Source organism: Belliella marina (genome assembly GCF_042682445.1).
Lineage (GTDB): Bacteria > Bacteroidota > Bacteroidia > Cytophagales > Cyclobacteriaceae > Belliella > Belliella marina.
Window position 1 is genome coordinate 111,903 of sequence record NZ_JBHUHR010000046.1, and the last position, 26,176, is coordinate 138,078.

Annotated in this window: 19 protein-coding genes; 5 read left to right on the top strand and 14 right to left on the bottom strand. The window is 37.8% G+C overall.

What is annotated here, in order from left to right; translation table 11 throughout:
• Positions 1–145: 145 nt before the first annotated feature.
• Genes ACFSKL_RS19520 through ACFSKL_RS19540 form a run of 5 tightly spaced genes read right to left on the bottom strand, consistent with a single transcriptional unit; the run spans position 146 to position 3,615 of the window.
• Positions 146–604 carry a DUF4268 domain-containing protein gene (locus ACFSKL_RS19520; protein ID WP_376888549.1) on the bottom strand — a complete coding sequence of 153 codons (459 nt, stop codon included), beginning with the start codon at positions 602–604 and terminating at the stop codon, positions 146–148.
• 6 nt (positions 605–610) lie between these two features.
• Positions 611–1,474 carry a ChaN family lipoprotein gene (locus tag ACFSKL_RS19525; protein WP_376888551.1) on the bottom strand — a complete coding sequence of 288 codons (864 nt, stop codon included), beginning with the start codon at positions 1,472–1,474 and terminating at the stop codon, positions 611–613.
• Positions 1,467–1,832: a dihydroneopterin aldolase gene (gene folB / locus ACFSKL_RS19530; protein WP_376888552.1), complete on the bottom strand. Its 366-nt coding sequence runs from the start codon at positions 1,830–1,832 to the stop codon at positions 1,467–1,469. The genes ACFSKL_RS19525 and folB overlap by 8 nt, the downstream gene beginning before the upstream one ends.
• Entirely contained in the window at positions 1,832–2,695 is an 864-nt protein-coding gene (locus tag ACFSKL_RS19535; protein WP_376888554.1) for a DivIVA domain-containing protein, read from the bottom strand. The genes folB and ACFSKL_RS19535 overlap by 1 nt, the downstream gene beginning before the upstream one ends.
• 11 nt (positions 2,696–2,706) lie before the next feature.
• Positions 2,707–3,615: a WD40 repeat domain-containing protein gene (locus ACFSKL_RS19540; RefSeq protein WP_376888555.1), complete on the bottom strand. Its 909-nt coding sequence runs from the start codon at positions 3,613–3,615 to the stop codon at positions 2,707–2,709.
• Positions 3,616–3,653: 38 nt separating this feature from the next.
• Between ACFSKL_RS19540 and ACFSKL_RS19545 the strand changes: the two genes are divergently transcribed.
• Together ACFSKL_RS19545 and ACFSKL_RS19550 are read left to right on the top strand one after the other, a co-directional pair.
• The gene (locus tag ACFSKL_RS19545; protein WP_376888556.1) at positions 3,654–4,283 is read left to right on the top strand and encodes a 4'-phosphopantetheinyl transferase family protein; all 630 of its coding nucleotides are present in this window, start codon (positions 3,654–3,656) and stop codon (positions 4,281–4,283) included.
• A gap of 44 nt (positions 4,284–4,327) precedes the next feature.
• Complete coding sequence (locus ACFSKL_RS19550; protein ID WP_376888558.1) at positions 4,328–4,909, top strand: thioredoxin-like domain-containing protein; 582 nt, start codon at positions 4,328–4,330, stop codon at positions 4,907–4,909.
• A 72-nt stretch (positions 4,910–4,981) separates the two neighbouring features.
• Here ACFSKL_RS19550 and ACFSKL_RS19555 read toward each other — a convergent pair whose 3' ends face one another.
• The 3 genes from ACFSKL_RS19555 to ACFSKL_RS19565 form a co-directional block, all read right to left on the bottom strand.
• On the bottom strand, positions 4,982–5,824 hold the full coding sequence (locus tag ACFSKL_RS19555) for a transglutaminase-like domain-containing protein (RefSeq protein ID WP_376888560.1): 843 nt from the start codon (positions 5,822–5,824) through the stop codon (positions 4,982–4,984).
• Positions 5,825–6,246: 422 nt separating this feature from the next.
• Complete coding sequence (locus ACFSKL_RS19560; RefSeq protein WP_376888562.1) at positions 6,247–7,875, bottom strand: acyl-CoA carboxylase subunit beta; 1,629 nt, start codon at positions 7,873–7,875, stop codon at positions 6,247–6,249.
• Between the two features lie 219 nt (positions 7,876–8,094).
• The gene (locus ACFSKL_RS19565; RefSeq protein ID WP_376888563.1) at positions 8,095–8,901 is read right to left on the bottom strand and encodes an N-acetylmuramoyl-L-alanine amidase family protein; all 807 of its coding nucleotides are present in this window, start codon (positions 8,899–8,901) and stop codon (positions 8,095–8,097) included.
• Between the two features lie 50 nt (positions 8,902–8,951).
• Between ACFSKL_RS19565 and ACFSKL_RS19570 the strand changes: the two genes are divergently transcribed.
• Positions 8,952–11,732 carry a putative LPS assembly protein LptD gene (locus tag ACFSKL_RS19570; RefSeq protein WP_376888565.1) on the top strand — a complete coding sequence of 927 codons (2,781 nt, stop codon included), beginning with the start codon at positions 8,952–8,954 and terminating at the stop codon, positions 11,730–11,732.
• A 1,329-nt stretch (positions 11,733–13,061) separates the two neighbouring features.
• Here ACFSKL_RS19570 and ACFSKL_RS19575 read toward each other — a convergent pair.
• Positions 13,062–14,276 (bottom strand): arginine deiminase, encoded by a 1,215-nt coding sequence (locus ACFSKL_RS19575; protein WP_376888567.1) that lies wholly within the window; start codon positions 14,274–14,276, stop codon positions 13,062–13,064.
• A gap of 1,447 nt (positions 14,277–15,723) precedes the next feature.
• On the opposite strand from ACFSKL_RS19575, the gene ACFSKL_RS19580 reads away from it, so the two are divergent.
• The gene (locus ACFSKL_RS19580) at positions 15,724–16,230 is read left to right on the top strand and encodes a winged helix-turn-helix domain-containing protein (RefSeq protein WP_376888569.1); all 507 of its coding nucleotides are present in this window, start codon (positions 15,724–15,726) and stop codon (positions 16,228–16,230) included.
• A 630-nt stretch (positions 16,231–16,860) separates the two neighbouring features.
• Here the strand turns inward: ACFSKL_RS19580 and ACFSKL_RS19585 are convergent.
• Together ACFSKL_RS19585 and ACFSKL_RS19590 are read right to left on the bottom strand one after the other, a co-directional pair.
• Positions 16,861–18,180 carry a hypothetical protein gene (locus tag ACFSKL_RS19585; RefSeq protein WP_376888570.1) on the bottom strand — a complete coding sequence of 440 codons (1,320 nt, stop codon included), beginning with the start codon at positions 18,178–18,180 and terminating at the stop codon, positions 16,861–16,863.
• Positions 18,181–18,187: 7 nt separating this feature from the next.
• On the bottom strand, positions 18,188–18,532 hold the full coding sequence (locus ACFSKL_RS19590) for a hypothetical protein (protein WP_376888571.1): 345 nt from the start codon (positions 18,530–18,532) through the stop codon (positions 18,188–18,190).
• A gap of 492 nt (positions 18,533–19,024) precedes the next feature.
• Between ACFSKL_RS19590 and ACFSKL_RS19595 the strand changes: the two genes are divergently transcribed.
• Entirely contained in the window at positions 19,025–19,267 is a 243-nt protein-coding gene (locus tag ACFSKL_RS19595; RefSeq protein WP_376888572.1) for a hypothetical protein, read from the top strand.
• 168 nt (positions 19,268–19,435) lie between these two features.
• On the opposite strand, the gene ACFSKL_RS19600 is transcribed toward ACFSKL_RS19595, so the two are convergent.
• From ACFSKL_RS19600 to ACFSKL_RS19610, 3 genes are all read right to left on the bottom strand, one after another.
• The gene (locus ACFSKL_RS19600; protein ID WP_376888574.1) at positions 19,436–20,008 is read right to left on the bottom strand and encodes a hypothetical protein; all 573 of its coding nucleotides are present in this window, start codon (positions 20,006–20,008) and stop codon (positions 19,436–19,438) included.
• Between the two features lie 502 nt (positions 20,009–20,510).
• Complete coding sequence (locus ACFSKL_RS19605) at positions 20,511–25,547, bottom strand: sacsin N-terminal ATP-binding-like domain-containing protein (RefSeq protein WP_376888576.1); 5,037 nt, start codon at positions 25,545–25,547, stop codon at positions 20,511–20,513.
• Positions 25,548–25,618: 71 nt separating this feature from the next.
• On the bottom strand, positions 25,619–26,176 hold a 558-nt coding region (locus ACFSKL_RS19610), incomplete at its 5' end, for an IS1595 family transposase (protein ID WP_376888578.1).

Below are 26,176 nucleotides of genomic sequence, written 5' to 3' on the forward strand. Positions count from 1 at the left end.
TTGATTGGATAGGGAAAAATACTGGGGAGTAAAGTAATCTGTCCACCTGTAATAAAATGTGAAATCACATCAGCGTCAATAATTTTCCAATATTTCAATCCCGAGAAATCGGGACAAATTCTTTCAATTTTCCAATCCTATATCTTCAAAGCTCCTCAAATGCAGGCTTCATATTTGCCCAGAATGCATCCAAGGCGATGATTCGTGGTTTGAGGAAGGAAATGATTTTTGGCCAGTCGTTTTGATCCATTACATTGACCCGGGAGATTGTTTTCTGGATTCTGGATACGATTTTTCCTGATTCATCGATATGGTGTAATTCCCAATCCCATTCTTCATTGAGTTCAGTGTGGAGGATTTTTTTGAATTCGAGAAATTGCTCGAAAAACAGCTGTTGCAGTTCTTCATCAGCATGGTTGATCTCAATGCCAATAGAAGCAAAATCCAACTCGGCTTTCATTCTGAAAAAAATATGTTTGACGCCAGTCTTGTAGTTGGACCAATTGACACGAACTCCAGTTTCTGAAGGTACAGGTTTCATGTATTGTCCAAATGCCGTCCAAAAGTCTTTTCTGATTTTCGATTTTTCTGCTCTGCTATACATTCTTTGTCAATAACTTTTCGGACTATCCGTTGGTAGGACAATAATGAAATCTGCAATTCCCTTTGATTTTTCTTCCAGTGAATAGGTGTCATTTTGTTCTACAGTTGCAATGGTAAGAATTGAAGCGTCTTCATATTCCTTTTTCAAGTACCAGACGATTCCTTCATAGTTGTTAGAATGGTATGATCCATTTATATGGAAAATCTGATTCCCTTTCCCGATGTATTCAAAAAGTGAATAAGCCATGGTTGCATCCTTGATGGCTTGGGCTTCCACCATAAAGTCGACATTCATACTAGATCCATGCATCATTTCCTTCATGCCTGCATATCCAGGAAGTTCCATATCCACGGCTACAGGCAAGGGAGCTATATAGGATTTTGCTTCCGGGGAGAGTTGTTCAAGGCTTCCCAGTCCTTCACGGCTCACCAAAGAGGCGTATTTTCTTGGGATATTTGATGCGACTACGGGGATTTGGTTTTCTTTTGCAAAAAGCATCAATGGCTTGTAATCTGTCCCGTAATTGTTCCAAAGCTTTGCTTCAGCCTCAAAGTTTTTGTCAGTGATTTTTCCTTCCAGCCATTCATTGATGTTCAATTGATCATCCCTTTCGAAAAATTCACCCGCCAAAACGACATTTGATTGATTTTGCTTTAGGTTTTTGAGCATCTGGAGCTGTAGCCAATGTGCAACACTGTTGTTGTGCAATTCCCCAAAAAAGATGATCTCGTTTTCATTTACAGCTTTGTAGAGTAGTTCCTCCTCAACCAAATCACCTTCTTTTGTATAGATTTGATAAATTTTGTTTTGGGAGTAAGCTGAGATGCTCAATAAAGTAAAACAGAAATAGAAAAGTGTTTTCTTAAGCATAATCTTCAGGATATGAAACGGTTACTACTGAGAAGTTGACCACACCTCCGATTGCAGGGTTGTGTTTTTTGATGGTGACGGAGACTTGCTTTGAAGAGGGGTAGATTTTGAGGATATCTGTGATGATCAAGTGTGCCAGGTGTTCCAATAACTTCACTGGTTCCAGCATATGGGATTTGGCTATTTGATAGATTTTGGCATAATCCACGGTGTCTTTCAACTGGTCATGAAGCATGGCGTTTTTGAAGTCTGTGTCAACATGGATATCGACTGTGAAGCGATTCCCCAATTTGGTTTCTTCTGAAAATACACCATGGTATGCATGAAACTCTATCCCTTCTAGTGATACTTTTCCCATCAATCTATATCGTCAAAGAATGAACTGCTTTTATTCCCTTTGTTTTTGTCTTCTTCAGGTTCTTGATCTGGTTGGTTGTCTTTTGCTTCTACTTCAAGTTCAGGCAAGTCAGTTGACTCCTCTTCATTTTTTTTCAAGTCATCAGCCAATTCAACTTGCTCGGTTTGCTCTTCAACAACTTGGTCATCCACTTCTTCCAATACTGGATTCTCTTCGATTTCAGGCGCGGCATCTTCCAATGTGTGCTTGACCATCTCTTCTTCTTTCAGGTCATTGATGTTGGCGATGGTGAATGCATTGTTCTTGTTGAGTGTTTCCACCATTTCCTGGTGGATTTTCACATTGACTTTCTTGATGTCATTAGTGGAAACACTGATATTGTCCTCAATGTCTTCTGCCAATTTCTTCAGGTTCTTCAAAATCAACTCCCTCTGGTGGATCAATGTCTCATAACCATTCACCAAATCAGTGACGTCAGCTTTCAGTTCTGCCATGATCTGTTTTCCCTTCCCTTCTGCCGCTTCGATGAGATTTTGGGATTGTGTTTTGGCATCGTTGAGCATAGCTTCGGCATTCTGATGGGCTTCCTGTACGATATGTTCGGCGGCATCATTGGCTTCTTCGATGATGCTCGCACCGGTATCTTCCGCAGTTTTCAAAGTTCTGAATAGGGAAGCTTCTACCTCCTTGAGTTTGTTGGCTTCTTGGTTACTCTGATCGAGTTTTTTTCGGAGCTCTTCATTTTCAGTGCTGATTTTTTCCCATTCTGCTGATAGGTCACTCAAAAAAGCGTCTACTTCTTCCTTGTCGTATCCCCTGAAATTTTTCTCAAAAGTCTTTTTGCGGATTTCTAATGCTGTCATCTTCATAGTTTTCAAATTTCTACTTTCCAAATCGAAATACTTCTATCATCACTGATCGATATGATAGATTGGTTATATGTACTCCAAAGCACTTTGTTGATGGATGTACCATGGCCTGCGTGCCTTGCTTTGTCTATCACTTTGAGCAGTTTGTGGCTCTCGGCATCCCAGATTTTTATGGACTTGTCCATGCTACAAGTTATAAAAAACATGCCATCTTCTCTAAACGAAAGAAAATTGATGGCAAACATGTGTGCTATCACTTTGTTTGTCTCCTGATAGGTATTGGTGTCCCAGAATTTCAATGAAGCATCCCTGCCTCCACTGATAAGTGTGTCTTGGGTAGGGGAGTATGCCAAAGCAAATACAGAATTGCTGTGGCCGTTTAGGAGTTGGGTGGGAGCATGGTCATCCGTGTTGATGACTTTGATGGAGTGGTCACTAAAACCTATGGCCAGGTTTTTCTTTTCCTGATCGACTGCCATTACCCTGGCACTTTTCGAACTGAGTTTTAGGTGTTTTTTGATGGATCTTTCTGTGATGTCAATGACTGTGATTACACCATCTCCAGTTGCTACAAATAGCTCGTTGCCAACGGACTTGATATCGAATATGGATTGGTCGGTGATTTTCAAAGACCAGATTTCCTTGTTGTCCTGAAGGTCAATGACATGGATACCCTCGAAATTGTGACCAATGAAAAGCAGCTTTTTTTCTTTATCCACCTCCAAAGCGTATACAGAATGTGGTAATTTGGCAATTAATTTACCATCTTTAGGATTGATTAAGTCCCATTCTACCACCATTCCATCACCAGAACCAGTGTAGAAAAATCGTGGATCAAATCCTTCTGCCAATGCATAGATGCAGTCATTGTGTCCTGTAAGCGTATGAAGTTTATTGACTTGTATTTTCGACATATATTGCAGTGTAAGCAATCCAAAACCCAAATAGGGCAATGCAAACAAAAATAGAAAAAATTAGTGCTTTATCGGCCTTGGCGATCAATAATATTCAAGAAGTTTCAGAAAATGAAGTGGCTTTTTTGAGTTTTCGTGAAAAATTATCCCTTTCCAATATCTCCCATGTCGAGAAAATGAAAGAGTGGAAAGCTGCCCGGCTGGCGATCAAGTATGCTCTAGACAGCATATCTCTTCCATATCCGGGCTTTTACAAGGATGAACACGGGAAGTCACATACGATGGATGGCTATGGTTATGTTTCCTTGACCCACACCAAAGGGTTGGCTGCTGCGATTTTCCATAAAGATATGCCTGTGGGAATTGATTTGGACTATGTTAGAGAGAAGATTGTCAGACTCGGGCCAAAGTTTTTGACGGCTTCTGAGTTGGAGTTTTTGCAAGAAGACCCTTTGCTATACACGATAGCTTGGTCAGCCAAAGAATCCATATACAAATGCCAAGGGAGAAAAGGGATTAGTCTGAAAGATAATATTCTGCTGAAGCCATTTGCTTTGGGAGACAAAGTGATTCAGGGAAAAGTCTATCACACAGATTTTTCTGACCATTTTTACCAAGTTGAAGTGCAGGTAGAAGGAGAAATGGTGCTCACTTATACTATTTGGTAAAGAGTTTGTTGGTATATTTATAGATGAATCAAAATAAAATCATCATGAAAGCGACTTCTGTTTTGCCTGTTCTGTTTTTCCTGTTTTCAATCCAATCATTTGCACAGAGGGTAGAAGGGTTTAGCCTGGAAAATATCCATACCGGTGAGTCTTTCGAATTGGATTCCTACAGTGATTCAAAGGCCGTTGTGTTGGTGTTTACAACTTTGTCTTGCCCATTTTCAAAGTTATATGAAAATAGGGTGATAGCGTTGCATGATAATTTTTCCAAGGATGGTTTTGTCTTTGTGATGGTGAATCCACACTTTGGCAATGATGAGGAAGAAAATAAACCAGCAGTGCTAGAGAGGTTTAAGGGGAAAGTTTCTGGTTTGGCGGTGTTGGATGATGGAGCCCAGCTTTTGACCAAGCAGCTCGGGGTTACGAAACTCCCTGAGGTGGTTGTGATTACCCCTAGCCAAACGGGGTTTGCAGTAGCTTATCGTGGCGCAATAGACAATAACCCACAGGTTCCGGAAAGTGCCAACATGAGATATTTGGAAAATGCACTCGAAAGTATCCAAAACAAGAAAAATCCAAGCCCAAGTTCTAGCAGGCCTGTAGGTTGTAATGTAAGGGTTAAATGATGTATGTCCTTCAGTAAAGCTATCATTCAAAATATTGCGGATAGTCGCATTGGATGTTTTGAAAAAACTGCTCTATTCATTTACAATATTCAGTAATTCTTTGATTTCATCTACTTTTTCAGACTCTCCCAGCTTTTCAAATGCGACTATCAGGTTTCTGATCGTCCTCACTACGATATCTTTGTTGGAGCAAGGTTCGAAGAACACATCCCTCGGCTCTATTTTCAGATGGTTGAGGTAATTGTGGATGTCTTGTCTGTTGAATACCAGTCCTTTGTTGAATGCATTGATGTAAAAATTCGCATCGACAGATTTATAGGTAAGAACAAACAAGTTTGGAAGATTCACGCCATAAATCGGTAAGCCCAGTTTTTTTGCCACCAGTAGATAAATGGCACAAAGGCTTATTGGGTTTCCTTTTTTGGTGTCCAAGACGTTGCTTAGCATGCTGTTTCCCGGAGAGTGGAAGTTTTTGGTATTGGCAGAAAATCTCAAAGTATTGAACAATACATTGTTGATGATCCGTATTTGCTCATGAGGAGACAAATTGTTTTTGAAGGCTGTCCAGACATCAAAATATATTTGGTGCATATCGGTATTCAATTTGTCAAACTCCAAGTCTGGATACTGGTAGGTGTTGATGATCCAGAGTCCTGTCAGCAAATCTTGGTCTGGGGTATTTACCCAGTCATATAGCCGCTCTTTGAGTTGGGAAAATTGAAGGGAGTGGACAAGGTCTTCAATTTCTTTTTGGAGTTGGGGGTTGAAACTGTCCTCCCATTTTTTTTCCAAAAAAGGAATGATGCTATGACCGAGGGAAATTATTTTGTCTTGAACATGGGTTTTCACTTCTGGATCATCATCATCAAGAAGGGAAATCAACGCATTTAATTCTTGGTCAGTAAGTTCTTTCATCAATATAAATTTCCATATTCAATTTACAGAATTCTGTTTTTTTAACAGCATAAATGTGGATGATTTTTTACAAAGCCATCATTTTTCGAACTCAAACAGGGGTTGTTATTATAAAAGCTTTCTTCCCGTTAGCCGTTTCAAACATCACTCACAACGGATTTTATGCTTGTCTCCTTTCTATATCATCTAAAAAACCTTATGGTTTACTTTCTACAGGCAAAGGAATGGAGAATCGTAAACAATCATTTTATATAAGGAGTATTTGTGGACAAATGATCTTATTCCAAAACAGAAAAAACCTTCAAACCTGAGTTCGACTATTCTCACTTTGTCAAAACGGTTTCAAATATGCCTTGGCACACTCAAAGGTTGATGTTTTTTTTCAAATTTAAGATCTAAAATCACAAATCTAATGTCAATTATCAAGTCTGAATCACTCCCACATTGAACCTTTCGGTAATGGGTGCGTGGTTTGCAGCTTCTATGCCCATGCTGATGACTTTTCTAGTGTCAAGCGGGTCTATCACGCCATCCACCCAAAGCCTTGCAGCAGCATAATATGGGCTCAATTCTTCGTTGTATTTGGCAGTGATTTCGTCCAACAAGGTTTTTTCATCCTCTGGGGTAATCTCTTTGCCGGATTTTTTTAGGGAAGCCACTTTTATCTGTAGGAGGGTTTTTGCAGCTGAAGCGCCTGACATGACAGCCATTTGGGCAGTGGGCCAGGAATAAATCAACCTTGGGTCATAGGCTTTGCCACACATGGCATAATTTCCAGCCCCATAAGAATTACCCACGACTATTGTGAATTTCGGTACTACGGAATTTGCCATGGCGTTGACCATTTTTGCGCCATCTTTGATGATGCCCCCATGCTCCGCTTTGCTTCCGACCATAAAGCCGGATACATCTTGGATAAAAACCAATGGGATTTTACGCTGGTTGCAGTTCATGATAAAGCGGGCTGCTTTGTCTGCAGAATCCGAATAGATCACACCTCCCATTTGCATTTCTCCCTTTTTGTTTTTGACGATTTTTCGCTGGTTGGCAACGATTCCTACAGCCCAGCCATCAATCCTGGCAGTGCCACAGAGCAAGGTTTTTCCATAGTCCTTTTTGTACTCTTCAAATTCCGAGGCATCGACCAATCTCTTGATGATTTCTCCCATATCGTAGGGTTTTACCCTGTCTGATGGAAATGTTCCGTATAGTTCGTTTTCGTCTTTTGCTGGCTTTGTTGGTTCAGCTCTATCAAATCCGGCTTTTTCAGAAGCACCGATCTTGTCAAAAATGTTTCTGATGGCATCCAAACACTCTTGGTCAGAGTCATATTTATTGTCCGTCACGCCGGATATTTCGCAATGTGTAGTGGCACCCCCTAGGGTCTCGTTGTCCACGGTTTCTCCGATGGCAGCTTTGACAAGGTAAGAGCCAGCAAGGAATATCGACCCGGTTTTGTCTACGATCATAGCTTCATCAGACATGATGGGTAGGTAAGCTCCCCCCGCAACACAGCTTCCCATGATGGCTGCAACTTGGATGATGCCCATAGATGACATTTTAGCATTGTTTCGGAATTGTCTCCCAAAGTGTTCCTTGTCTGGAAAAATCTCGTTTTGCATCGGTAGGAAAACACCGGCACTGTCTACAAGGTAAATGATAGGGATTCTATTCTCCATGGCGATTTCCTGTGCCCGCAGGTTTTTCTTTGCAGTCATTGGAAACCAGGCGCCTGCTTTGACAGTGGCATCATTTGCCACGATCATACACATTCTGCCCTTGACATGGCCTATTCCTGTGACCACACCGGCAGAAGGACATCCTCCCTCTTCCTCATACATGCCATCAGCTGCCAATGCTCCAATTTCAAGGAAATCCGATGCTGGATCTACCAAGTAATCTATCCTCTCGCGTGCAGTCAGTTTGCCCTTTTCGTGTTCTTTGGCAATCCGCTTTTCACCACCACCAAGTTTTACTTGTTGTAGTTTTTTGTTGAGTTGAAAAAGTAGGTTTTTGTTGAGGTCTTCGTTTTTGTTGAATTCGATGTCCATAAAGTTAATTGGGTTTTGTTTCCAATGATAAATTAACTCATTAAGATCATAAGAATCAAATTGTTTTCGCTTTTCAGTCCTTTGGATTTAATTAATAAAAAAACACCCATTCTCGTTTTGAAGAAAATGGGTGGTGTATAGTTTCAATGGGATTGTTGGATGCTCAACGCTTTTGTTGGCAAAACCGACTTACCTACGGCATGTCTTCCTAACCAAGGCTTACATCGATTCAATTTCTTCTTTATAAGCCTTGACAGATCTGTAGATTGCTGAGGCTAGGTAAGTTTGCCCATCTTTACTGTTGAGGTATCTCTCTTCGTTTGCATTGGAAATGAAGCCCAGTTCAATGAGGACAGAAGGCATGCTTGAATTCCAAAGTACATAAAATGGTGCTTGTTTTACACCCCTGCTATGGCGGTTGACCCTTGATGTAAAGTCGCTTTCAACTTTGGACGCCAATGAAAGGCTGTTGGAAAGGAAAGCTTTGTGGGTAAGGTTGAACATCATATAGGACTCTGGGGATTTGGGGTCAAAACCTTCGTAAGTTTCCTCATAGTTTTGCTCGAAGGTAATTACAGAGTTTTCCCTTTTGACAATGTCAAAGTTGGCTTCGAAATGTTTGGTTCCCATCACGAATGTTTCAGTGCCATAGGCCGATCTATTGCCAGCGGAATTGCAATGGATGGAGATAAACAAATCAGCTTTGTTTCTGTTGGCGATATTTGGCCTTTCTTTGAGGTCAATGGCCACGTCTGTTTTCCGGGTGTAAATCACTTCTACATCAGGTAGGTTTTCCTCTATATACCGGCCTACCAAAAGCGCTACTTTGAGCGTGAGGTCTTTTTCTTTTGAAAAAGAACCTATGGCGCCAGGGTCTCTTCCACCATGTCCAGCATCGATTACTACTTTTTTTAATTTAAACTCAGGAGCCTTAGAACCAGTCGGCAAAAATCCCGTAAGTAGGAAGGAAAATGTTAATATAGAAATTATAAGAATATTTTTAACTCGGATGCGTTTCATAAGCATTAAATACCATTAACTTTGCTCGTTCGAAATTTATAAATTTTTAAACAAATTTGAATCAATCAGTGCAGAATAACAGGCCTTATTTATTTATCTTCCTTTTATTCTGGGTGTTGCCCCAATTCGCCTTTTCCCAAGAAAGAAGACAAAGAAGGGTGGAAAAACCCATCGTGGCCCCTGACTCAATATTGAGGACTCCAGCGCAGATAGATCCTGAAATCGAAATCCCAGAATTGATCCTTCCAGATACCGTTTCAAAAAAGGACAGCACAAATGTAGTGCCTAAAGGCGATATTGAAACAATAATCAATTATTATGGTGAAGATAGTATCATAACTGATTTTTCCCAAAACAAAATTTACCTGCACAAAGATGCCTGGTTTGAATATGGAAACATTCGATTGGATGCAGATTTGATTATTATCGATTGGGATAAAAGTGAATTGTTTGCTTCCGGGGTCACGGATTCTCTGGGGAATATTACAGGAAACCCCATGTTTAAAGAGGGGAATACTTCTTATGAGATCCGAAAGGAAATGAGGTATAATTTCAAATCCCAAAGAGCCATTATCAAGGATGTAGTTACGGAGCAGCAGGATGGATTGTTGCGGGGCGAGACGATCAAGAAGACCCAAGATGGAAGTGTCTATATGGATCATGGGTATTACACCACCTGTAATCTCGCAGAACCACATTGGCATATCAGTGCCGCCAAGATCAAATCCATTAGGGGAAAACAGGTAGTGACAGGTCCCTTTAACTTGTATTTCAATGATATTCCTACCCCATTTGGGTTGCCTTTTGGGATTATTCCAGACACGCCAGAAGAAAAGGCCTCTGGAATAGTATTTCCATCTTATGGACAAGAGCAGAGAAGGGGGCTGTTTTTGAGGGATTTTGGATATTACTTTGCCTTCAATGACTATATACATTCCAGGTTGACTGGGGATGTCTATTCCAATGGTGGCTGGGGTGCCAAAGCGGCTACGATCTACAAAAAACGATATAGATTCAATGGGAGTTTTAATGTGGACTACCAAAAATTCAAAAGCCCCGAGACACAGGAAAATCCTTTGGATTTCACTTCAGTCTGGGTAAGTTGGCAACATACCCCAGAGTCAAGAGGGAATTCAAGATTTTCGGCATCGGTAAATGCAGGGACCCAGAATTACAATAACCTGGTGATCAATCCCAATAATTTTGCAAACAATGTCAGGTCTGATTTTTCATCGAATATTGCCTACAGTAAAACTTTTGCCGGGACTCCATTTAGTATGTCGGCTAACCTGAGGCATTCCCAGAATATCCAAACAGATGAAGTGAACCTGACCCTGCCTGATATAGCTGTGAACATGAATAGACAGAACCCATTTCAGAATTTAAAGTTTGAGCCATTGAAAACTTTGAATGTGGCGTGGAATTTCAGTCTTCAGAACTCAATCACCAATAGGATAACTCCTGCGTTGGGAGTCCCAAATCTTTCTTTTCAACAGGATTTCGGGGAGTTTGACCAGCAGCAACAGGCTCCGGATGTATTGCCTTTCAATTTGGCAAATCTCCCCCAGCTGCTCAGGGATGCAAATAATGGCGCCAGAAGTACTATCCCTCTTTCGTCCAATTTCACACTTTTCAAGTATTTTACGGGAACTGCCTCTGCCAATTACACCGAACTATGGTATTTGGAAAAGATCAACTACTACTACAATGACGTAGAAAATAGGGTAGATAGAATCGTGGAAAATGGATTCAACAGGGTAGGGTTCTATACTACTTCATTCAATTTGAATACCAATGTGTATGGTTTTTATACCTTCAAGAATAATAAAAAAATAGAGGCGATAAGGCATCATATCCAGCCTTCATTTGGGTTCAATTATACACCGGATTTCTCGAATCCAGCTTTCGGGTATTATCAGAATGTACAAGTGGATAGTACGGGAAGAAGGCAGTTGTATTCGAGGCATCAAGGGTTTATTTTCCAAGGTGCACCATTGGGCGAGTCTAGGTCTTTGAGTATTTCGATCAGGAATGTATTGGAAGCAAAAATAAAAACACAGAGTGATACAGCAGAGGTACAAACTAAGAAAATACCTTTGTTGCAAACTCTTAATGTGACCACCAATTATAACTTTGCCGCCGATTCATTCCAATTGGCTCCGATCAACTTCAACACAAGGACTTCATTCTTTGAAAACAAGCTATCTGTGAACTTCTCTGCCACGATGGATCCCTATGCAGAAGGTACAAGCAGAAATGCACAAGGCGCTCAGGTGACAAGGAGAATCAATGAGTATGCTTGGAAGAGGGGGCAGGGAATAGGAAGAATCAGGAATGCCACAATCAACCTGAATGGTAGTCTCAATCCAAGCAAAACCGAAAAATCCCCAGGTGAGGTACGGGATGAGATTACAAATAATTTCTTGGAACAAGGTGGTCAGATGAATGAATTTGTGGAGAATGAGATTACCAGGATTGTCAACGACCCGAGCCAATACATTGATTGGAGCATTCCATGGAATATCGGGTTTGGATATAATGTGAGTTACAATAGACAAACCAGTGGCAATACCAATATCACCCAGGCATTGAATGTCAATGGGGACTTAAGTTTGACGGAAAAATGGAAAGTCAATTTTAATACGGGGTATGATTTTTCCACTGCCAAAATCACCCAGACGATGATTTCCATCGCCAGGGATTTACATTGTTGGCAGATGAACGTATCTTGGATTCCGTTTGGGTCTTTTACATCCTACAGTGTAGATATCCGTGTGAAGTCAGCCATTCTCCAAGATCTGAAAGTCAGTAGAAGAAGATCTTTCTTTGATAGATAGATGTGAGAGGTAAGATGCGAGAAGCGAGAGACGAGAAGCGAGAAGCGGGAAAAGTCTCGCGGAGATCGCAAAGTTGCAGAGATGCGCTGAGGGTAGTAGATGCTGGATTACAATCAAGTACCTAGAGAATTATGATTATCCGCAATGACACCAGTAGGTGAACATATTACTTATAATTATGCGAATAATCGTCAACAGTCTACAGTCTTCCGACCACTGCCGATTGAAATGAACTTCAAACAATATTATAAATGGCTACTGGTGTAAAAGCGGATATACATATATGATTATCCGCTTGTGTACAAGTACGTATATTAAAACACATAAATCATGCTGATAATCGTCAACAGACAACAGTTTACGGTCAACTGCTGATGGATTTGAACTGAATACGTTATTTTAAGTGGCTACTTGTATGTAGGCGGATATACATATATACATATATCGAATTATGAAGTCCTAATAAGAAAAAGCAAGTCTCAAAAAACAATAAAAAAAATGTCAACTAATTTCAGGACGTGACAGAGAAGCGGAGCCCTGAAAGGGCTTTTGACATTAGCATAGGGTGTAAACCCTATGCTTGGATAAAAAGAGATGTTCATTTCTGCCCTGAAAGGGCAATTGAAAACAATTCGGCATTCAAGAAGAAGGCAATTAAAAAAGCATCAACTAATTTCAGGACGTGACAAGTGTGCTTTCTACGACTACGTCACCTCGACGGCAGGAGAGGTCTCGTCCCGATTATGGTCAAAAAAGTGAGAAAATGAAAAGTATTTATAAATTTCAGTTCGAGATTTCTCTCTTTGTCTCCCTAAAGTAAGACAGGTTCGAAATGACCACCAGATCACCTTGATCCCGAAAGCATTTGGGAGAAGCCTGTCCCGAATTGCGGGAAGGTCTCGCCCCGTCTATGGACAAGGAATTTGGGAAATGAAATAAGGATGTGGTTGTTTGTACCAAGTAAAAAGCACCAAGTACCAAGCGGGGAATCAGAGAGCTTATAATGTGTAAGCCAACATTTCAACTTTCTAACATTACAACCTAATCTTTTCTCTTTTGTACCAAGAATCAAGTACCAAGTACAAAGCTGTCAATCAGAAAATTTGTAATGCATAAGCCAATTTTACAGCCCGCAGTAGCAGTTAAACTCTCCCAACTTTTTAACTTTCCAACATTAAAACCTTCCAACCCAATCTTATTATTCTGTACCAAGTACCAAGTGCCAAGCGGGGAATCAGAGAGCTTATAATGCGTAAACCAACATTTCAACTTTCTAACATTACAACCTAATCTTCCAATTTTTTAATCTTAAAATTTTCCAATCCCTACCTAAATCTTCGCCCTACTGAGTGGCATGGTCATGCATCTTGGTCCACCCAGGCCTCTAGAAAGTTCGGATGATGGGATTTCCAACACTTCAACGCCTGAATTTCTCAAAGCCCTATTGGTGTGTTTGTTTCTGTTGTAGGAGATTACTCTTCTAGGTCCTATGGCAAAGACATTGGCGCCGTCAAACCATTGCTCCCTCAATGCATAATCTGGATTTCCATCTGCTGTGTGCAGGATTTCAAGGTAAGGGATTTCCTTTTCCAACACAGTCAGCAAGGATTCATTCAAAACCTCCCTCTTAATATTAACCTTATCTTCTTTTATTTCTTTGAGCGTGTAAAGTGAGGTTTGCAGCACAGCATTCAAAGCATCTGGATAGGTTAGGACCAAGTTTTCATCCAAAACAGTGAAAACAGTATCCAAGTGCATGTAATTCCTTTTTTTGGGAAGATGGACTTCATAGACCCTTTCTACTGTACCTTCAGCCAAAAGAGCTTTTGCGACATGGTAGATGGCTTTTTCGTCGGTTCTCTCTGAGTTTCCGATGGCAACTGCTTTCTTTGACAAAACAATGACGTCTCCCCCTTCTATGCTGGGAGGGCTGTCATGTCCATTCACAGGATATAGGTGGTGGACGTTTTCTTTGAAATCGGGATGGTTTTCAAATATACTTCTCAGCAAATCTGCTTCTCTTTGTCTCCCGTCCATTTTCATGCTGGAAAAGATAATCCCTCCGGGAGTGACCGCCATTGGGTCCCTTTGGAAATAGAGGTTGGGGCTTGGTGGGATCACAAATGCATAATCCATCAATTCCCCAGATGCCAAGTTTGGTATTTTTCTTTTCAATTCATGGACTTTTACCCCGGCAGTCAATGCGGTCGCGCATTCGGCTGTGGATAGTCTCCCCATGATATGTTCCGTCAGATGTGTCATCCCTGATTTTGTCAATGCTTGCCGCATGAGTTGGTAGAGAAGTTTTTCGTCAGATAAGACTTGGATCAATAATTCATGGAGCCGAAATACCTGCGCTCCGGTTGTTTGCTTGATCAGGTCTGTGAAAAAGTCATGCTCCTTTTGCATGGCATCTAAATAGGGGACATCTTCAAACAAGAGAAATTCCTTATTGTAAGGGGTAAGTCTGTCTATTTCCTTCCCAGGCCTGTGCATCAACACAGCCTTCAATGTCCCAAATTCAGAGTTGAGTCGTAGGTTCATGGTTTCATTTTTAACTATATTTCTTAAAAATAATGTAAATTTTTCAAAAAAAGGATTAAAATGTTATTGATTTAGAAAATAATTTGATTGTTGTTGGTTTTGCTGATAGGTTGATACGATGAATGTAAATGGGGTAATATCGGAGGTCAATATGTCACATCCACATCTTTTAACCCTAAGCCCTCCCAATAATCCAGCAACTCACCAATTCCCCATGACGGCATTATTTTACAGGGAATTATTTGCAAAAGTGGAAGGAGTAGGTAAATTTGTTAAACATGAGTAAATTTATTACTCAACCTCTCCGATAAGCACTTCCCGTGACTGACAGGGCGAAGCTGGGGGATTAGTAGAATGGGGTACCAGTTGACTAAGGGAAAAGTTGATTGGTGGAGTAGGTTATCAGTTGATTGGGGGAATAGGTTGATTAGTAGAGTAAGTTATCAGTGGATTGAGGGGAAAGGTTGATTGGTAGAGTAAGTTTATCAGTTAATTGAGGGGGGAAGCAGTAAAGGATGTAATAGATAGTAAGAGAAACAGGAGGGAAGAAACGAGAAGCGAGATGTGAGATATGAGACACAAGATTAAAGATACGAGTGCTTTCTACGACTACGTCACCTCGACCGTAGGAGAGGTCTCGTGGTGAATTAAAGAGGTGAAGTAAAAATATGACTCAGTTGTGTAAAATCAGTTCGAGATTTCTCCTTTCAGTCGAAATGACTACTAAGTCACCTCGATCGTAGGAGAGGTCTCGTAGTGAATTAAAGAGGTGAAGTAAAAATATGACTCAGTTGTGTAAAATCAGTTCGAGATTTCTCCCTTTCAGTCAAAATGACTACTAAGTCACCTCGACCGTAGGAGAGGTCTCGTAGCGTATAGAAAAAGTGAAGTATAAATATTACTGAGTTGTGTGAGTTCAGTTCGAGATTTCTCCCTTTCAGTCGAAATGACTACTAAGTCACCTCGACCGTAGGAGAGGTCTTGTTGTGAATTAAAGAGGGAAGTATAAATATTACTGAGTTGTGTGAGTTCAGTTCGAGATTTCTCCCTTTCAGTCGAAATGACTACTAAGTCACCTCGACCGTAGGAGAGGTTTCGTAGTGAATTAAAGAGGTGAAGTATAAATATGACTCGGTTGTGCGAACTCAGTTCGAGATTTCTCCCTTTCCTCCCCAAAGTGAGGTAAAGTCGAAATGACTACTAAGTCACCTCGACCTTAGGAGAGGTCTCGTAGTGTATAGAAAAAGTGAAGTAAAAATATTACTGAGTTGTGTAAGTTCAGTTCGAGATTTCTCCCTTTCCTCCCTAAAGTGAGGTAAAGTCGAAATGACCAATCAACATTCCAATCTTTCAATCTTTCAATCTACAATCTACAATTCCCTAACCCAATCAACCAATAACTCAATAACCCAGTCAACCAATCCCCAATCAACCAATCCCCAATTAAGTGCTCTCCTCCATCGTTACTTCCAAAACCCGCATCAAGCTGCTCCTGAAGTTTTTCTCGCATAACAACTCGGGATACCTACGCTCTCTGGCCAAGGAATTTGATGAGTCGACCAACTCCGTCCGGGTAGAGCTGAATAGGTTGACAGAGGCAGGGCTGCTGAATACCGAAGACGAAGGCAAAACCAAGGTCTACCGCGCCAACAAGTCCCATCCTTTCTTCGACGAAATCAGCAACATGGTATCCAAATTCTTGGGGTTGGACGAATTGATGGAGAAAATCGTCCGGCGCATGGGAGCAGTGGAAAAAGCCTATATCGTCGGTGACTATGCCCATGGCAAAGATACCGGGGAAATCGAAGTCCTTCTGGTCGGCAAAGACCTGGATCTCCAGTACCTGGATTTCCTCAAAGACAAAACCTACGAAAAACTCCAGAGAAAAGTCATTGTGCACCTGCAGGAAGAAGAAAAGGAAGAGGTGAAGGGGATCATGATATTCGGAGGCTAGGATGTAGTCTCACGCCAAGATCGCTAAGGGGCAGAGTGACACAGAAGGTTTTGAGGAGGAAAAGAGAAGCTAAGCCTGTTCCGATGACTATTGGGAAGACGAGAAGCGAGAAACTAGAGACGAGAAGCTAGTGTCTACGACTACGTCACCTCTCTCCCGAAAGCATCGGGAGAGAGGTCTCGTCCCTTTTTGAAACTGGAAAGTTAAATTGAAGTTGGGGTGTGAAATTCAGTATGAGATTTCTCCCTTTGCCTCCCTAAAGTGAGACAGGTTCGAAATGACTTGCCTATAAAACGAAAGGATAAGTATAAAAAAAGTGTCAAGTAATTTCAGGACGTGACACGGCTGTATTTTCTACGACTAAGTCACCTCGACGGCAGGAGAGGTCTCGTCTCGTCTTAGGACAAGTGAATGGGGAGATAAAAAGGTATGCGAACGCCAACAACGATTAACAGTTAACGCTTTACCCTCAACATTAAACATTCTTCGCAATTAATTAACCCCTCTCTTCTGTCCTTAGCCTAATCATTGATTGGGCTTTTTTTTTTACCTATTAGATAGAAAAGCACCAAATCATGTTTTTTCTAAGAACTAACTAAAGCAAATAGACCAATCGGTTACTCTAATAAATCAATTTCCCTCTACAGAAAGAATCTCTTTACTAGGTAGTAACAAATTGAAGTTTAAAAGAGTGAATAGTCCACCAGCAGATATCTTAGAATTTTCAAAATCTTTCCCAGCCGAGAGCGAAACATTTATTAAATCCGTTAATCGATACTGGTAAGCAAAGGCAAACCTCCAAGTGTTTTTGGATTCAGAAACTCTGAAAACCTGCCCTTCTGTAGAAGTAACGTCAAAATAGCTTGTAAATCTTCTATGAATTCCTTCGAAACTTAAACTATGATCGTCTGCAAATGATGCCCAGCTTATTCCAATATCTGTATTTATTGTATTTGATTGAGTGAAATTTCCACCAATACGAGTTAACAAACTGAAATCATGCATATTATTTTGTTCATTTTTTGACTCATGCCTGTAAGTTAATGTAGTCCAATTAGCCCAGTCCTGCTCTACTGTATGCCATAAGTTATTGGTAGGGGATAGGAGAACTATTGCACCCGAGTATTCTAAAAGAAGCCCGACCCGACTGATTTGCCTCATTTCTACAATTTTCTCATTAACCTTTTCATCGATCTGTTTAATTTCTTTTGAAAAATTATTCTTCACGCTTAATTTGTCAAATACTTCTAGATCTTCTTCAATTGTATTCAAATAATTTTCAATATTTTCTTTGACTTTTTCTTTTAATATTATCTTGTCGTGTTCAGATAATCTATTGTATTGATCAATATATTCTGAAATTGAAAGAGTGGCAAATTCATATAGTTCGACCCAATTTGTGATCTCCAGATCCGTAGATGTATCTTCCAATTCTCTTTTTATTGATTCAAATATTGCTCGTGTTAATGATTCGACATTTATTGTTAAATAAAACTCTTTGAATTTTTTTGATGGTTTGCCATTTAGAAACTGAAATCTAATTCCAGAAGCAATGTACCTAGATTTTAAGCTATCTATTTCTGGACTTGCGTCACTGGTAGCAAATGAAATTGCAAAAGACCTAGCAATTTCATTTGCTATTTTATTAGTAGATGAAAAATCTTTATCAAGTCCGTAATACTTTTCATAAGTTAAATTAGAGTGTGATTTCCACCAAAACGGCGTTGTTTCAATTGCTATGTCTGACGCAATTGCACTCCCATTTAATCCATTTGCTACGCTAACAAAAAAAGGCTTTGATGAAGTTGGTCTATTGATAAATGATGGACTTAGCCCTAAAATAGTAAAGGCTGGGGTAGCTGGAGTAGTTAGCTCTTTCATCTCAATTTGTTGACAAAAAGCATTCCCTGTCAAGATAAGAGAAAACAGAAGTGATAGGAGTTGTTTCATCGTGACTTCAGTTAAGTATTATAGTTATATCAAATTTAACAGTATCGTATTGAGGTAAATTTTCAGGATAATCATAAATAATAGAATTAGATTTTGTATTTAATTCTACTGTAAGCCTAACTTTATCACTTAAACCGATAGGTTTATATACCGTCGCAAAAATCCTAATTTTTTGTCCAATCTCAACTTTGCTATTTCCTTCAATTTTCCCATTTCCATAACTCAATAAACTTCTGTCTAACCTGAACTCCAATGTTGAATATTGGATATCTCCCGAGAACACCTTGTAAATTAAATCATTGCCCCCTAATTTAAATGTCTCTACTATTTTGATATATTTTGTACCTTCCATTTTTTCTGTAATTATAATTCAAGCACCTCCCAAGCATCAGCGATTTTAATTCTTCTTGTAGCATGCAAGTAACTTCCTAAATCAAATTTAAGTGACTTAAATTAATTTTAAAATACATTAAAACATGTATTTTCACCATGATGTTTCTGTGATTAATGATTTAGGTTTATTTAGTATTAAGAATGTACCCTATCCATCCATTGAAACATGCCACCCGAAAGGATCTTCGGACATAACGAATACAACGTAAGTATGAGCAAATGATTGGGGTTCATTTGCAACTTCAGTCCCTAACATCCTATAATAAAATTACTACTTGTGATTGTGTATCAGTCGGTATTGCAAGGTCAAAGACCAGGTCTTTAAACATTGGATAAAGTTAAAACATGAATTGAAAAAGTACGTTTCATCATTGTATAATGTAAGTTGAAATAGGTAGTTTTGCGAAAACTGTGTGTATTTAATCCAATCAAGTTGTAAATCATAAGAAAGATGAGCAAGAAGAAAGAAAAATATAGAACAGATTTTTTATTGCCCAAAAATAATTTCCTAGTCGGTATGGGGAGTGTTTTGAATATAGTAGGTTCATATTTTGATAATAATTACTCTAAGTCAGGAAATGAAGCGGATTTAAAAGCCATGGTTTCTGATTGGCAAAATGTTGGCGATGATTTTAGACAATCAAATGAAAAATTTGAAAAAGACAATAAGGATAAGTTATGTCTTAATTTTTGATTATGGCAAAGCAGGAAATAGAGAAAAAGATTCCCCGCAAGGAGAAGAAGTGAAGTTCATATCTTGTTCCGTAATCAGGATTAAATCCTCCCACACGAGGAGACAGGAATTGAGAGCTTTAGGGGTGGGATTCCGCTTTGCCTACTTTATTGTAAAGCATTTTTTTCTTCACAATTTTGGTAAGGCTATCAATATTCGAGAATTCATTTTCCTTAATTCATTCGATAGTAATTCGTAATTAATTGAATCATCAAATTCAATTAATTTAAATCCGATAAAATTATAATTAACATCTACCTCTGTTTTTAGTTCTTTTAACTTGTCAAAAAATACAGGTTTATCTAAAAGCAAGTGTAGTAAAGTCAACTCCATGTTATCCCAATCTTTTTGTCGTTTTAAAAATCCTTTTTCAATATTAAATTTTTCTAAAAAGTCTAAAATTTCTTCGCGAAGTTTTGTCAGATTTATTTTTTTGGATAATTCAATTGAAATTTCGGTATTATTGTTGAAGTGCTCAACAATCGCGGATCGCATTTCTTGTAGAATTAATTCTGTAGTATTTTTTCTAGAAAGTTCTGGATGAACTAACCAATTGCTGAAGAATAATATTTTTGGATATTTTGTGTTTAATCTTTCCTTTTCAAGTATTTGTCTAATGTTGATAAAAAAAAATGATACGTTTTCTTTCGTCAAAATATTTCCTTGAGTAAAATCAGAAATACATTTTAATAGAAGTTTCATTTTTTGTTTAAATGTATTATAACTTTTTAATCTAATTCCGAAACCAGAACCTATATATCAATGATAAGGAAAATGTCTGGTTATTGCAAAATATGACCATTCCCGCACCACACAAAAAAATACCAACTACAAGGTATTTTATATGAAAAAACTTTTTGTTTTCAACTCTAACCGCCTGATGCGGGCAGGACGACGGAGATCCGGGCCAGCGCTGGACTAGAGCGCTGATAGGATATCTCCGTCTTGATCTTTTTGTTACTTTTTGCATCAAGGCAAAAAGTAAAAGGCATCCGACTATTCCACCTAGCAAACCCTTCACCCTGCGGATGTGCGCCAAGTCGCACAAGTCAGTCAGCAGCCACTAGCATCCCGATCACTATCGGCGACCCTGATAGATTTTTTCTCCTATCAGGGCTTTTCTCTAGTGGGCTAAATGTTGTAGGCAGTAGATACTAGTCATATAATCTATAAATCATTCATCTTAATTTTAAATATTTAACTCTCAATTCTCTATTGCTATTATTTCCAAAATCACATTTTCATAGCTTGAATCAAGTATTGTTTTTGGATTTTGATGTTTTCCAAGTTCATTCATTGTATATTTGGCTACACTTGTCGAAAGATAGTCGCTCAGTAGTCTATCCGTAATATATTTTTTAGCTTTAATTACTTCTGGGATATTACCACTTATACCTTCAACGAGATGATACGTCCATATGCCATTTTTTAAATTGTCACTTGAATATGAACTTTGTCCTGATTGACATGATAAAAATGTAGCGTAGTGTGGAAAATCATTAGAAAGTAACAATAGTTCTTCATCGTTAATATTAGAAATTTGACTTCTCTCATTTTCATCTTGAAAACTTTGGGCACAGGCATCTATAAAAATAAGTGCATTTTTACATTTAGATTTTTGTAGTGGATCTAATAAAATTGTTCTTAATGAAACTGCCGTTCCTGGTATGTTACTTTTATGCATATCATAAGTTGATAGATAATTAGTTATACCATTATGAAAGCCATGTCCTACATAATAAAAAATTAATCGATCAGTTTCGGTTAAGTAATGAAAGAGTTGTTTTAACTCATATTCTATTGAATTTTTCAGAGCCTCTTCATTTATAAACGTGTAGATTTCATCTTCTTTCACGTCTAAATTATTTATTAGTATATCCTTAAACTTTTGGCAATCAGAATTTGCATGCTTAACAGGTGATATATTATTTTTTGGAAAATAGTCTTCAATCCCAATTATAATTGCAATTGTTTTATTAAAGCTTGGAACATGTAATGTTATACCAGATTCGGCTGATGTTTCTTCTACAAATGATTTAGATTCTTTTCTTATGTATTTTTTGTTGTCAAGTAAAATATCACTTTCTGATTTAGTAGTCTTGATCATAAAAATAGACTTATCTACTATCTGTACCCAGTCATATTCTATAAGTGGAATAGGTTGAAGTAATGAAATCGCTTTTTTAGTGATTTCATCAATTCTGAAATCATTACTTAGACCTACCATCTCATTGTTATTTGGATTTAACTCCTTAATTCCAAAAATCAATGATCCCCCATTCGTATTTGCAAATGATGAAATAATTTGTGCTATCTTTTGCGGAACAAATGGAACTGCATTAAATTCTAATTCTTCATTCTTGGGAGTAGTTAGTAGTGCATCAAGTTCTGAGTGAGAAACATGAATATTCTTCACTGGAATTTTATTAATACCGGTTTTCTTTAGTAACTGACCCAATGTAACTTGTTTAGGTGCGTGTAAACCGTCTTCACACCATAATTCAGCATCGACATATTCAAGAACATCAAACTCCGATGTATAGTATAACAAGATGAAATCATCATCGGATGGTCTTGCTACAACTGTTATTTCATTTCCATTTTTTTTAATGCCTCCAATTACACTTTCTGCAATTATATAATGTTCATTACAATCATATTCTGAAAGGGTTTGAAGATATTTAATAACATTCTTTACAGCTCTATCTATAATACTTTTGGCATAATTTAATGAGTCAAAATCGGACTTTGATAAATGATAGAAATCGGAAGGTATAATAGATTTATCAACTGTTCCTTTTACTTGATGAAGGTCATCGTGATTGTTTTCAATATTAGGTGTAATATCTGTACTACTAACTTTTTCAGGGATATCAATATTTTCTTGTGCAAAATGTTGTTGTATTTCGCTCTCGCTTGATCTTAGCAAAAAGTCCAATTTCTTGTCATGACCTAATAGATAAAAATATCGGCATAAGATTTCAGGTAACTTCAATAAAACACTATTGCTATTCCACGGATTTGTAATAAAAAGGTTGAAGTTATTAAAATGAACATTTACATTCTTTATAAAATCAACATCGGCATATTTAATTTTGAGCTCATCAGCTTGAAAAACATTGAGCTGATTAATATTATACTCAAGATTTTCTAATGAATCTCTGGTATTTGGGTCGTTTGTTTGATTTTCAATCCATGTTTTGAAGTAAGGGACGATTGACTTCAATTTATCAATCAAATTGGAACAAGTTTCTTCTTGGGAATGAATCAATTCAAAATCACCTTCTCTCAGTATTTTTATTTTAAGACACTCTAATAAAAATTCTAAAGAGGAAGACTGCTTGTTTTCAGCGTAAATCAGTAAAAAAGAAAACTGATCTTGAAAAATTGATTCATTGCCATCTATGAAAAATTTAAGCTTGTGACATTCAACAAAAATATTTTTAGTACTTAGTAGATAGCCCTTAACTGCCCACTCCTCAACTTTTAAAATATCTTCTTGACTCCAATTAGTGCATTGATCTAATAGAATTTTATATATGGATTGAATACGAGTGACGTTCTCCTTCTTTATTTTACCATCTTTGTTAGTATCAGAAGCTATCTTCGTCAATATTTCTAAGTAATCTTCTAATAATAATTTTGTTTTGAAATTAAAAAAGGCTTTCCAATCTTGAGTTAGGTCATCCTTAAAAAATATTGGCAAATAGCTTCCTGCTATACTAAGAATATCTTCAGTGTTAATATATACCTCACTTGCTTTCTTGCATGAATTCATCAGAGTGGGAATACAATCATTATTCTGGATATACCATTTTAAATAATTCTCAACTGCATCACCTTCTTTTCTTCCTGGATATCCAGAGTTACCCCAATAAGCAATTGCTGGAGTATTAAAATCTTCAATACTTATATTTTCAATAATATCTGACCAGAAAATCTTTAAGAAATTGATGTCATTGGATTTGGTAAGGTAAAGTAAAGTTGTCAATCCGGAGTATTCATCGGCTTGAAATGTTGATAGAAAAGGTGTAAAAGATTTATCTTCTTCTGCGAAATAATCATTTAAAAATTGATATTGTTGAGTTAACTCTAACTTGTTCGTTTTAGGATATGATATAGCTGTTATACCATCTTTCACCCCCATCATTTTAAAGAAGCGTTTCCACTCATCTTTCTCAGCATTATCAGACAAATAGCTTTCACTAATAAAAATATCATCATGGAGCTCCGTTTGTAATTTAAGCCTTGGATTATAGGTGTCGGAAAAGTAGCAGAGTCTTGCTGGTAGTAGACTGCCTTTACTAGTTAGTAGTTTGAGTTCAGATAGTTTTTCAAGCTCATCTTTGCCAATTTCATTTTTAGTATAGAGACTAAAAATAGTCGATATAGTTCCCAATGTATTTTCGAGAGTACTATACACAGATGCATTAGCAATGATAGTTTTTCTGAGATAAGAAAGATCTGTTTTCTCAGTTACACCTATCTTTTCTAACCAATTCCGTGTTTCAGGATTTTGGAGTAAAAAATTTTGAACATCGGCATGCAAAAACGAAATTTCACTATTGGGTTCATTCCAATTTTCATCGTCAGGTGTTGGAAAATAAATGTTGGATGGAGGAAGAATATTCCCTTTATGATCGAGAATAAAAGACCAATTCTTAATTCTACTTTCATTAATATATTTTGGATTCTCTATTTCGCACTGTTGTTTAAAAAATTGAATTAGCTGAATATTATTCTTACTCGAATGCCTTTTTTGGAAAGCCCTAGATTCTAACAGTTTTGGCACATCTTCCCAATCAAAAATAGCAACACCACTATTTTTCAAAATTTGAACATATTCTGTGTAAGGTAGAAAAGGATTTGTATGAATTGTTTGGCTGTTATTTTTATCAATGATAAACTCTCTTGTAGCACTTTCCGTGATAAAAGCTTTTTTTGAAATTGAAGTAATGTCGATTATTGCTTGATTAACTCTAATTAATTCATTTTTGTTCGAAAGAATGAAAGGAATTGAATTGAGTGCACTTGATAAACTATTTTGATAAGACGAAGTTAAAAGATTGCTGATAGATGATTTTATTGGTATCAATTCATAAGCACTCTGTCCAAATCTTCCATGTACCAATTCTGAGATCCAATTTAATAATTCAGCAGGAATATTTTCAAAGAGCCACTTATTCCATTTTGAGTCTTCATGTAATGTCTCTCTATTTGCGCTCATCACAAAGCTACTATTAACTAAGACAGGAAAGGCATATTTTCTTTCTTCAGTTGGAAGATATGAATAAAGCAATCTTTCATCACTGCTAAGCTTTTGAATAGTATCTTGATCTATTTTTGCTGCAAATGTTAACTCCGTTTCAGTCGCATTCAAAAGTTTATTTGGAATATTCTTTTCTTCTTTTAATTTTAATCTTACTTCTGTTGGAACTTGTATTTTAACAGATCTAATTATCCATGAAAACTTAGTATTTCCATTGTGTTTAATTTCAACAGTTGTAGAATCTTGCTTTCTATTTAACATAATAACATTTGGAGTCTCAATGTTAAAGTCTAATTCTTGTATGTTTTTAAGAAATAAAAACATATTGACATTTGATGATAATTCTTCAACTGCTTTTTTTACATCATCTTTGCCCTTTGCTAATAAAATAATTGTTGCTACTGTAAACCCACCATAATTTATAAAGGCGTTGATTCTTTCATCAACATCTTCTCGTTCGGTGTATATTGGTATAATCTGCCAAGGATAATAAAATAATCTATCATTATCTTTTTCCCAATTTTGTTGATTATCTCCCCATTTAGTATTCCACTCAAAAGCATAATTTGAGTCAAATCTAAAAAAATCTCCATTTGAATAAATAACTACTTTATCTGATTGTCCAAATACAGCTTTAAAACCTATACCTTTATAACCTGTTTTTTCAATTGATGTTTTTTTAGTTCCGTCACTAACACCGCAGAGACCTCTTAAATCTCTTTTGTCAAAAGGCTTACCTGTATGTGCTACAACTAGAAAATCATCGAAAAGCCTTATCCCCACCTTTACTGATACTCCCGATATTACTGAGTCATCAGCATTTTGTAGTAATTCATAAACAAACCTTTTTGAATCAGTGTAAAGATCAACGGATAAAGATTTTAATGACTCAGCCTGATTTATTGCATGTTCGGGCTCTGCGTATCCCGTATTTTTTTTAAATAAATTTTCAATGTCTTCTTTTAAGCTCATCCGTGTGCTCTTTTATCCTTTTTCTTTGTTAGAATGGTAGTATGCTTTTTCTATTATGACTCCCCACAATCTTACACGTAGTGTTGAATAGCTGCAATAATTAATCTGTCGAATAATTTTTCACCGAAATACCTTCTGTTTAGCTTATATACGAACTCGTCAAGATAATTCTGAAGGTACTTTTCTGTAACCATATGATAGATTCCCAACAGGTTTTTTTTCAGGTTACTGATTGCCGTATGTACCCAGTTCAGTTCTCCGTTGGTAGTTTTTGCCGATGACTTCACCTTTACATGGCTTTCCACCAGCTTCTCCAAATTGACATAAGCTTGGTTCTTATCTGTGAAAATCACCGACTCCTTATTTATTGTTTCTTTTACAAACCCGTCAACAGAGCTTGCCGAGGCGTCTTGTATCACCTTCATTTTGAAGAAGCCACAGTGTCTGGATATCTCCCCTGTGTTTTTATCCTCCAATGGGGTGGATTCGGCTGCAACGGCCACTATTGCCTGTCTCTGGCTTCCTTTTCCCCGTTTGAGCTGTTTCTTCAACTCCCCATCAATGGCTTTTTCCACATAGGCCTCATCGTATTCAACCATTCCCTTCAGCATATAGGCACTGTCTCTTTT

Bases quoted from the DNA above. Each gene is read 5' to 3' on its own strand.
- ACFSKL_RS19520 (WP_376888549.1), bottom strand. From the start codon at position 604: ATGTATAGCAGAGCAGAAAAATCGAAAATCAGAAAAGACTTTTGGACG.
- ACFSKL_RS19525 (WP_376888551.1), bottom strand. From the start codon at position 1,474: ATGCTTAAGAAAACACTTTTCTATTTCTGTTTTACTTTATTGAGCATC.
- folB (WP_376888552.1), bottom strand. From the start codon at position 1,832: ATGGGAAAAGTATCACTAGAAGGGATAGAGTTTCATGCATACCATGGT.
- ACFSKL_RS19535 (WP_376888554.1), bottom strand. From the start codon at position 2,695: ATGACAGCATTAGAAATCCGCAAAAAGACTTTTGAGAAAAATTTCAGG.
- ACFSKL_RS19540 (WP_376888555.1), bottom strand. From the start codon at position 3,615: ATGTCGAAAATACAAGTCAATAAACTTCATACGCTTACAGGACACAAT.
- ACFSKL_RS19545 (WP_376888556.1), top strand. From the start codon at position 3,654: ATGCAAACAAAAATAGAAAAAATTAGTGCTTTATCGGCCTTGGCGATC.
- ACFSKL_RS19550 (WP_376888558.1), top strand. From the start codon at position 4,328: ATGAAAGCGACTTCTGTTTTGCCTGTTCTGTTTTTCCTGTTTTCAATC.
- ACFSKL_RS19555 (WP_376888560.1), bottom strand. From the start codon at position 5,824: ATGAAAGAACTTACTGACCAAGAATTAAATGCGTTGATTTCCCTTCTT.
- ACFSKL_RS19560 (WP_376888562.1), bottom strand. From the start codon at position 7,875: ATGGACATCGAATTCAACAAAAACGAAGACCTCAACAAAAACCTACTT.
- ACFSKL_RS19565 (WP_376888563.1), bottom strand. From the start codon at position 8,901: ATGCTTATGAAACGCATCCGAGTTAAAAATATTCTTATAATTTCTATA.
- ACFSKL_RS19575 (WP_376888567.1), bottom strand. From the start codon at position 14,276: ATGAACCTACGACTCAACTCTGAATTTGGGACATTGAAGGCTGTGTTG.
- ACFSKL_RS19585 (WP_376888570.1), bottom strand. From the start codon at position 18,180: ATGAAACAACTCCTATCACTTCTGTTTTCTCTTATCTTGACAGGGAAT.
- ACFSKL_RS19590 (WP_376888571.1), bottom strand. From the start codon at position 18,532: ATGGAAGGTACAAAATATATCAAAATAGTAGAGACATTTAAATTAGGG.
- ACFSKL_RS19595 (WP_376888572.1), top strand. From the start codon at position 19,025: ATGAGCAAGAAGAAAGAAAAATATAGAACAGATTTTTTATTGCCCAAA.
- ACFSKL_RS19600 (WP_376888574.1), bottom strand. From the start codon at position 20,008: ATGAAACTTCTATTAAAATGTATTTCTGATTTTACTCAAGGAAATATT.
- ACFSKL_RS19605 (WP_376888576.1), bottom strand. From the start codon at position 25,547: ATGAGCTTAAAAGAAGACATTGAAAATTTATTTAAAAAAAATACGGGA.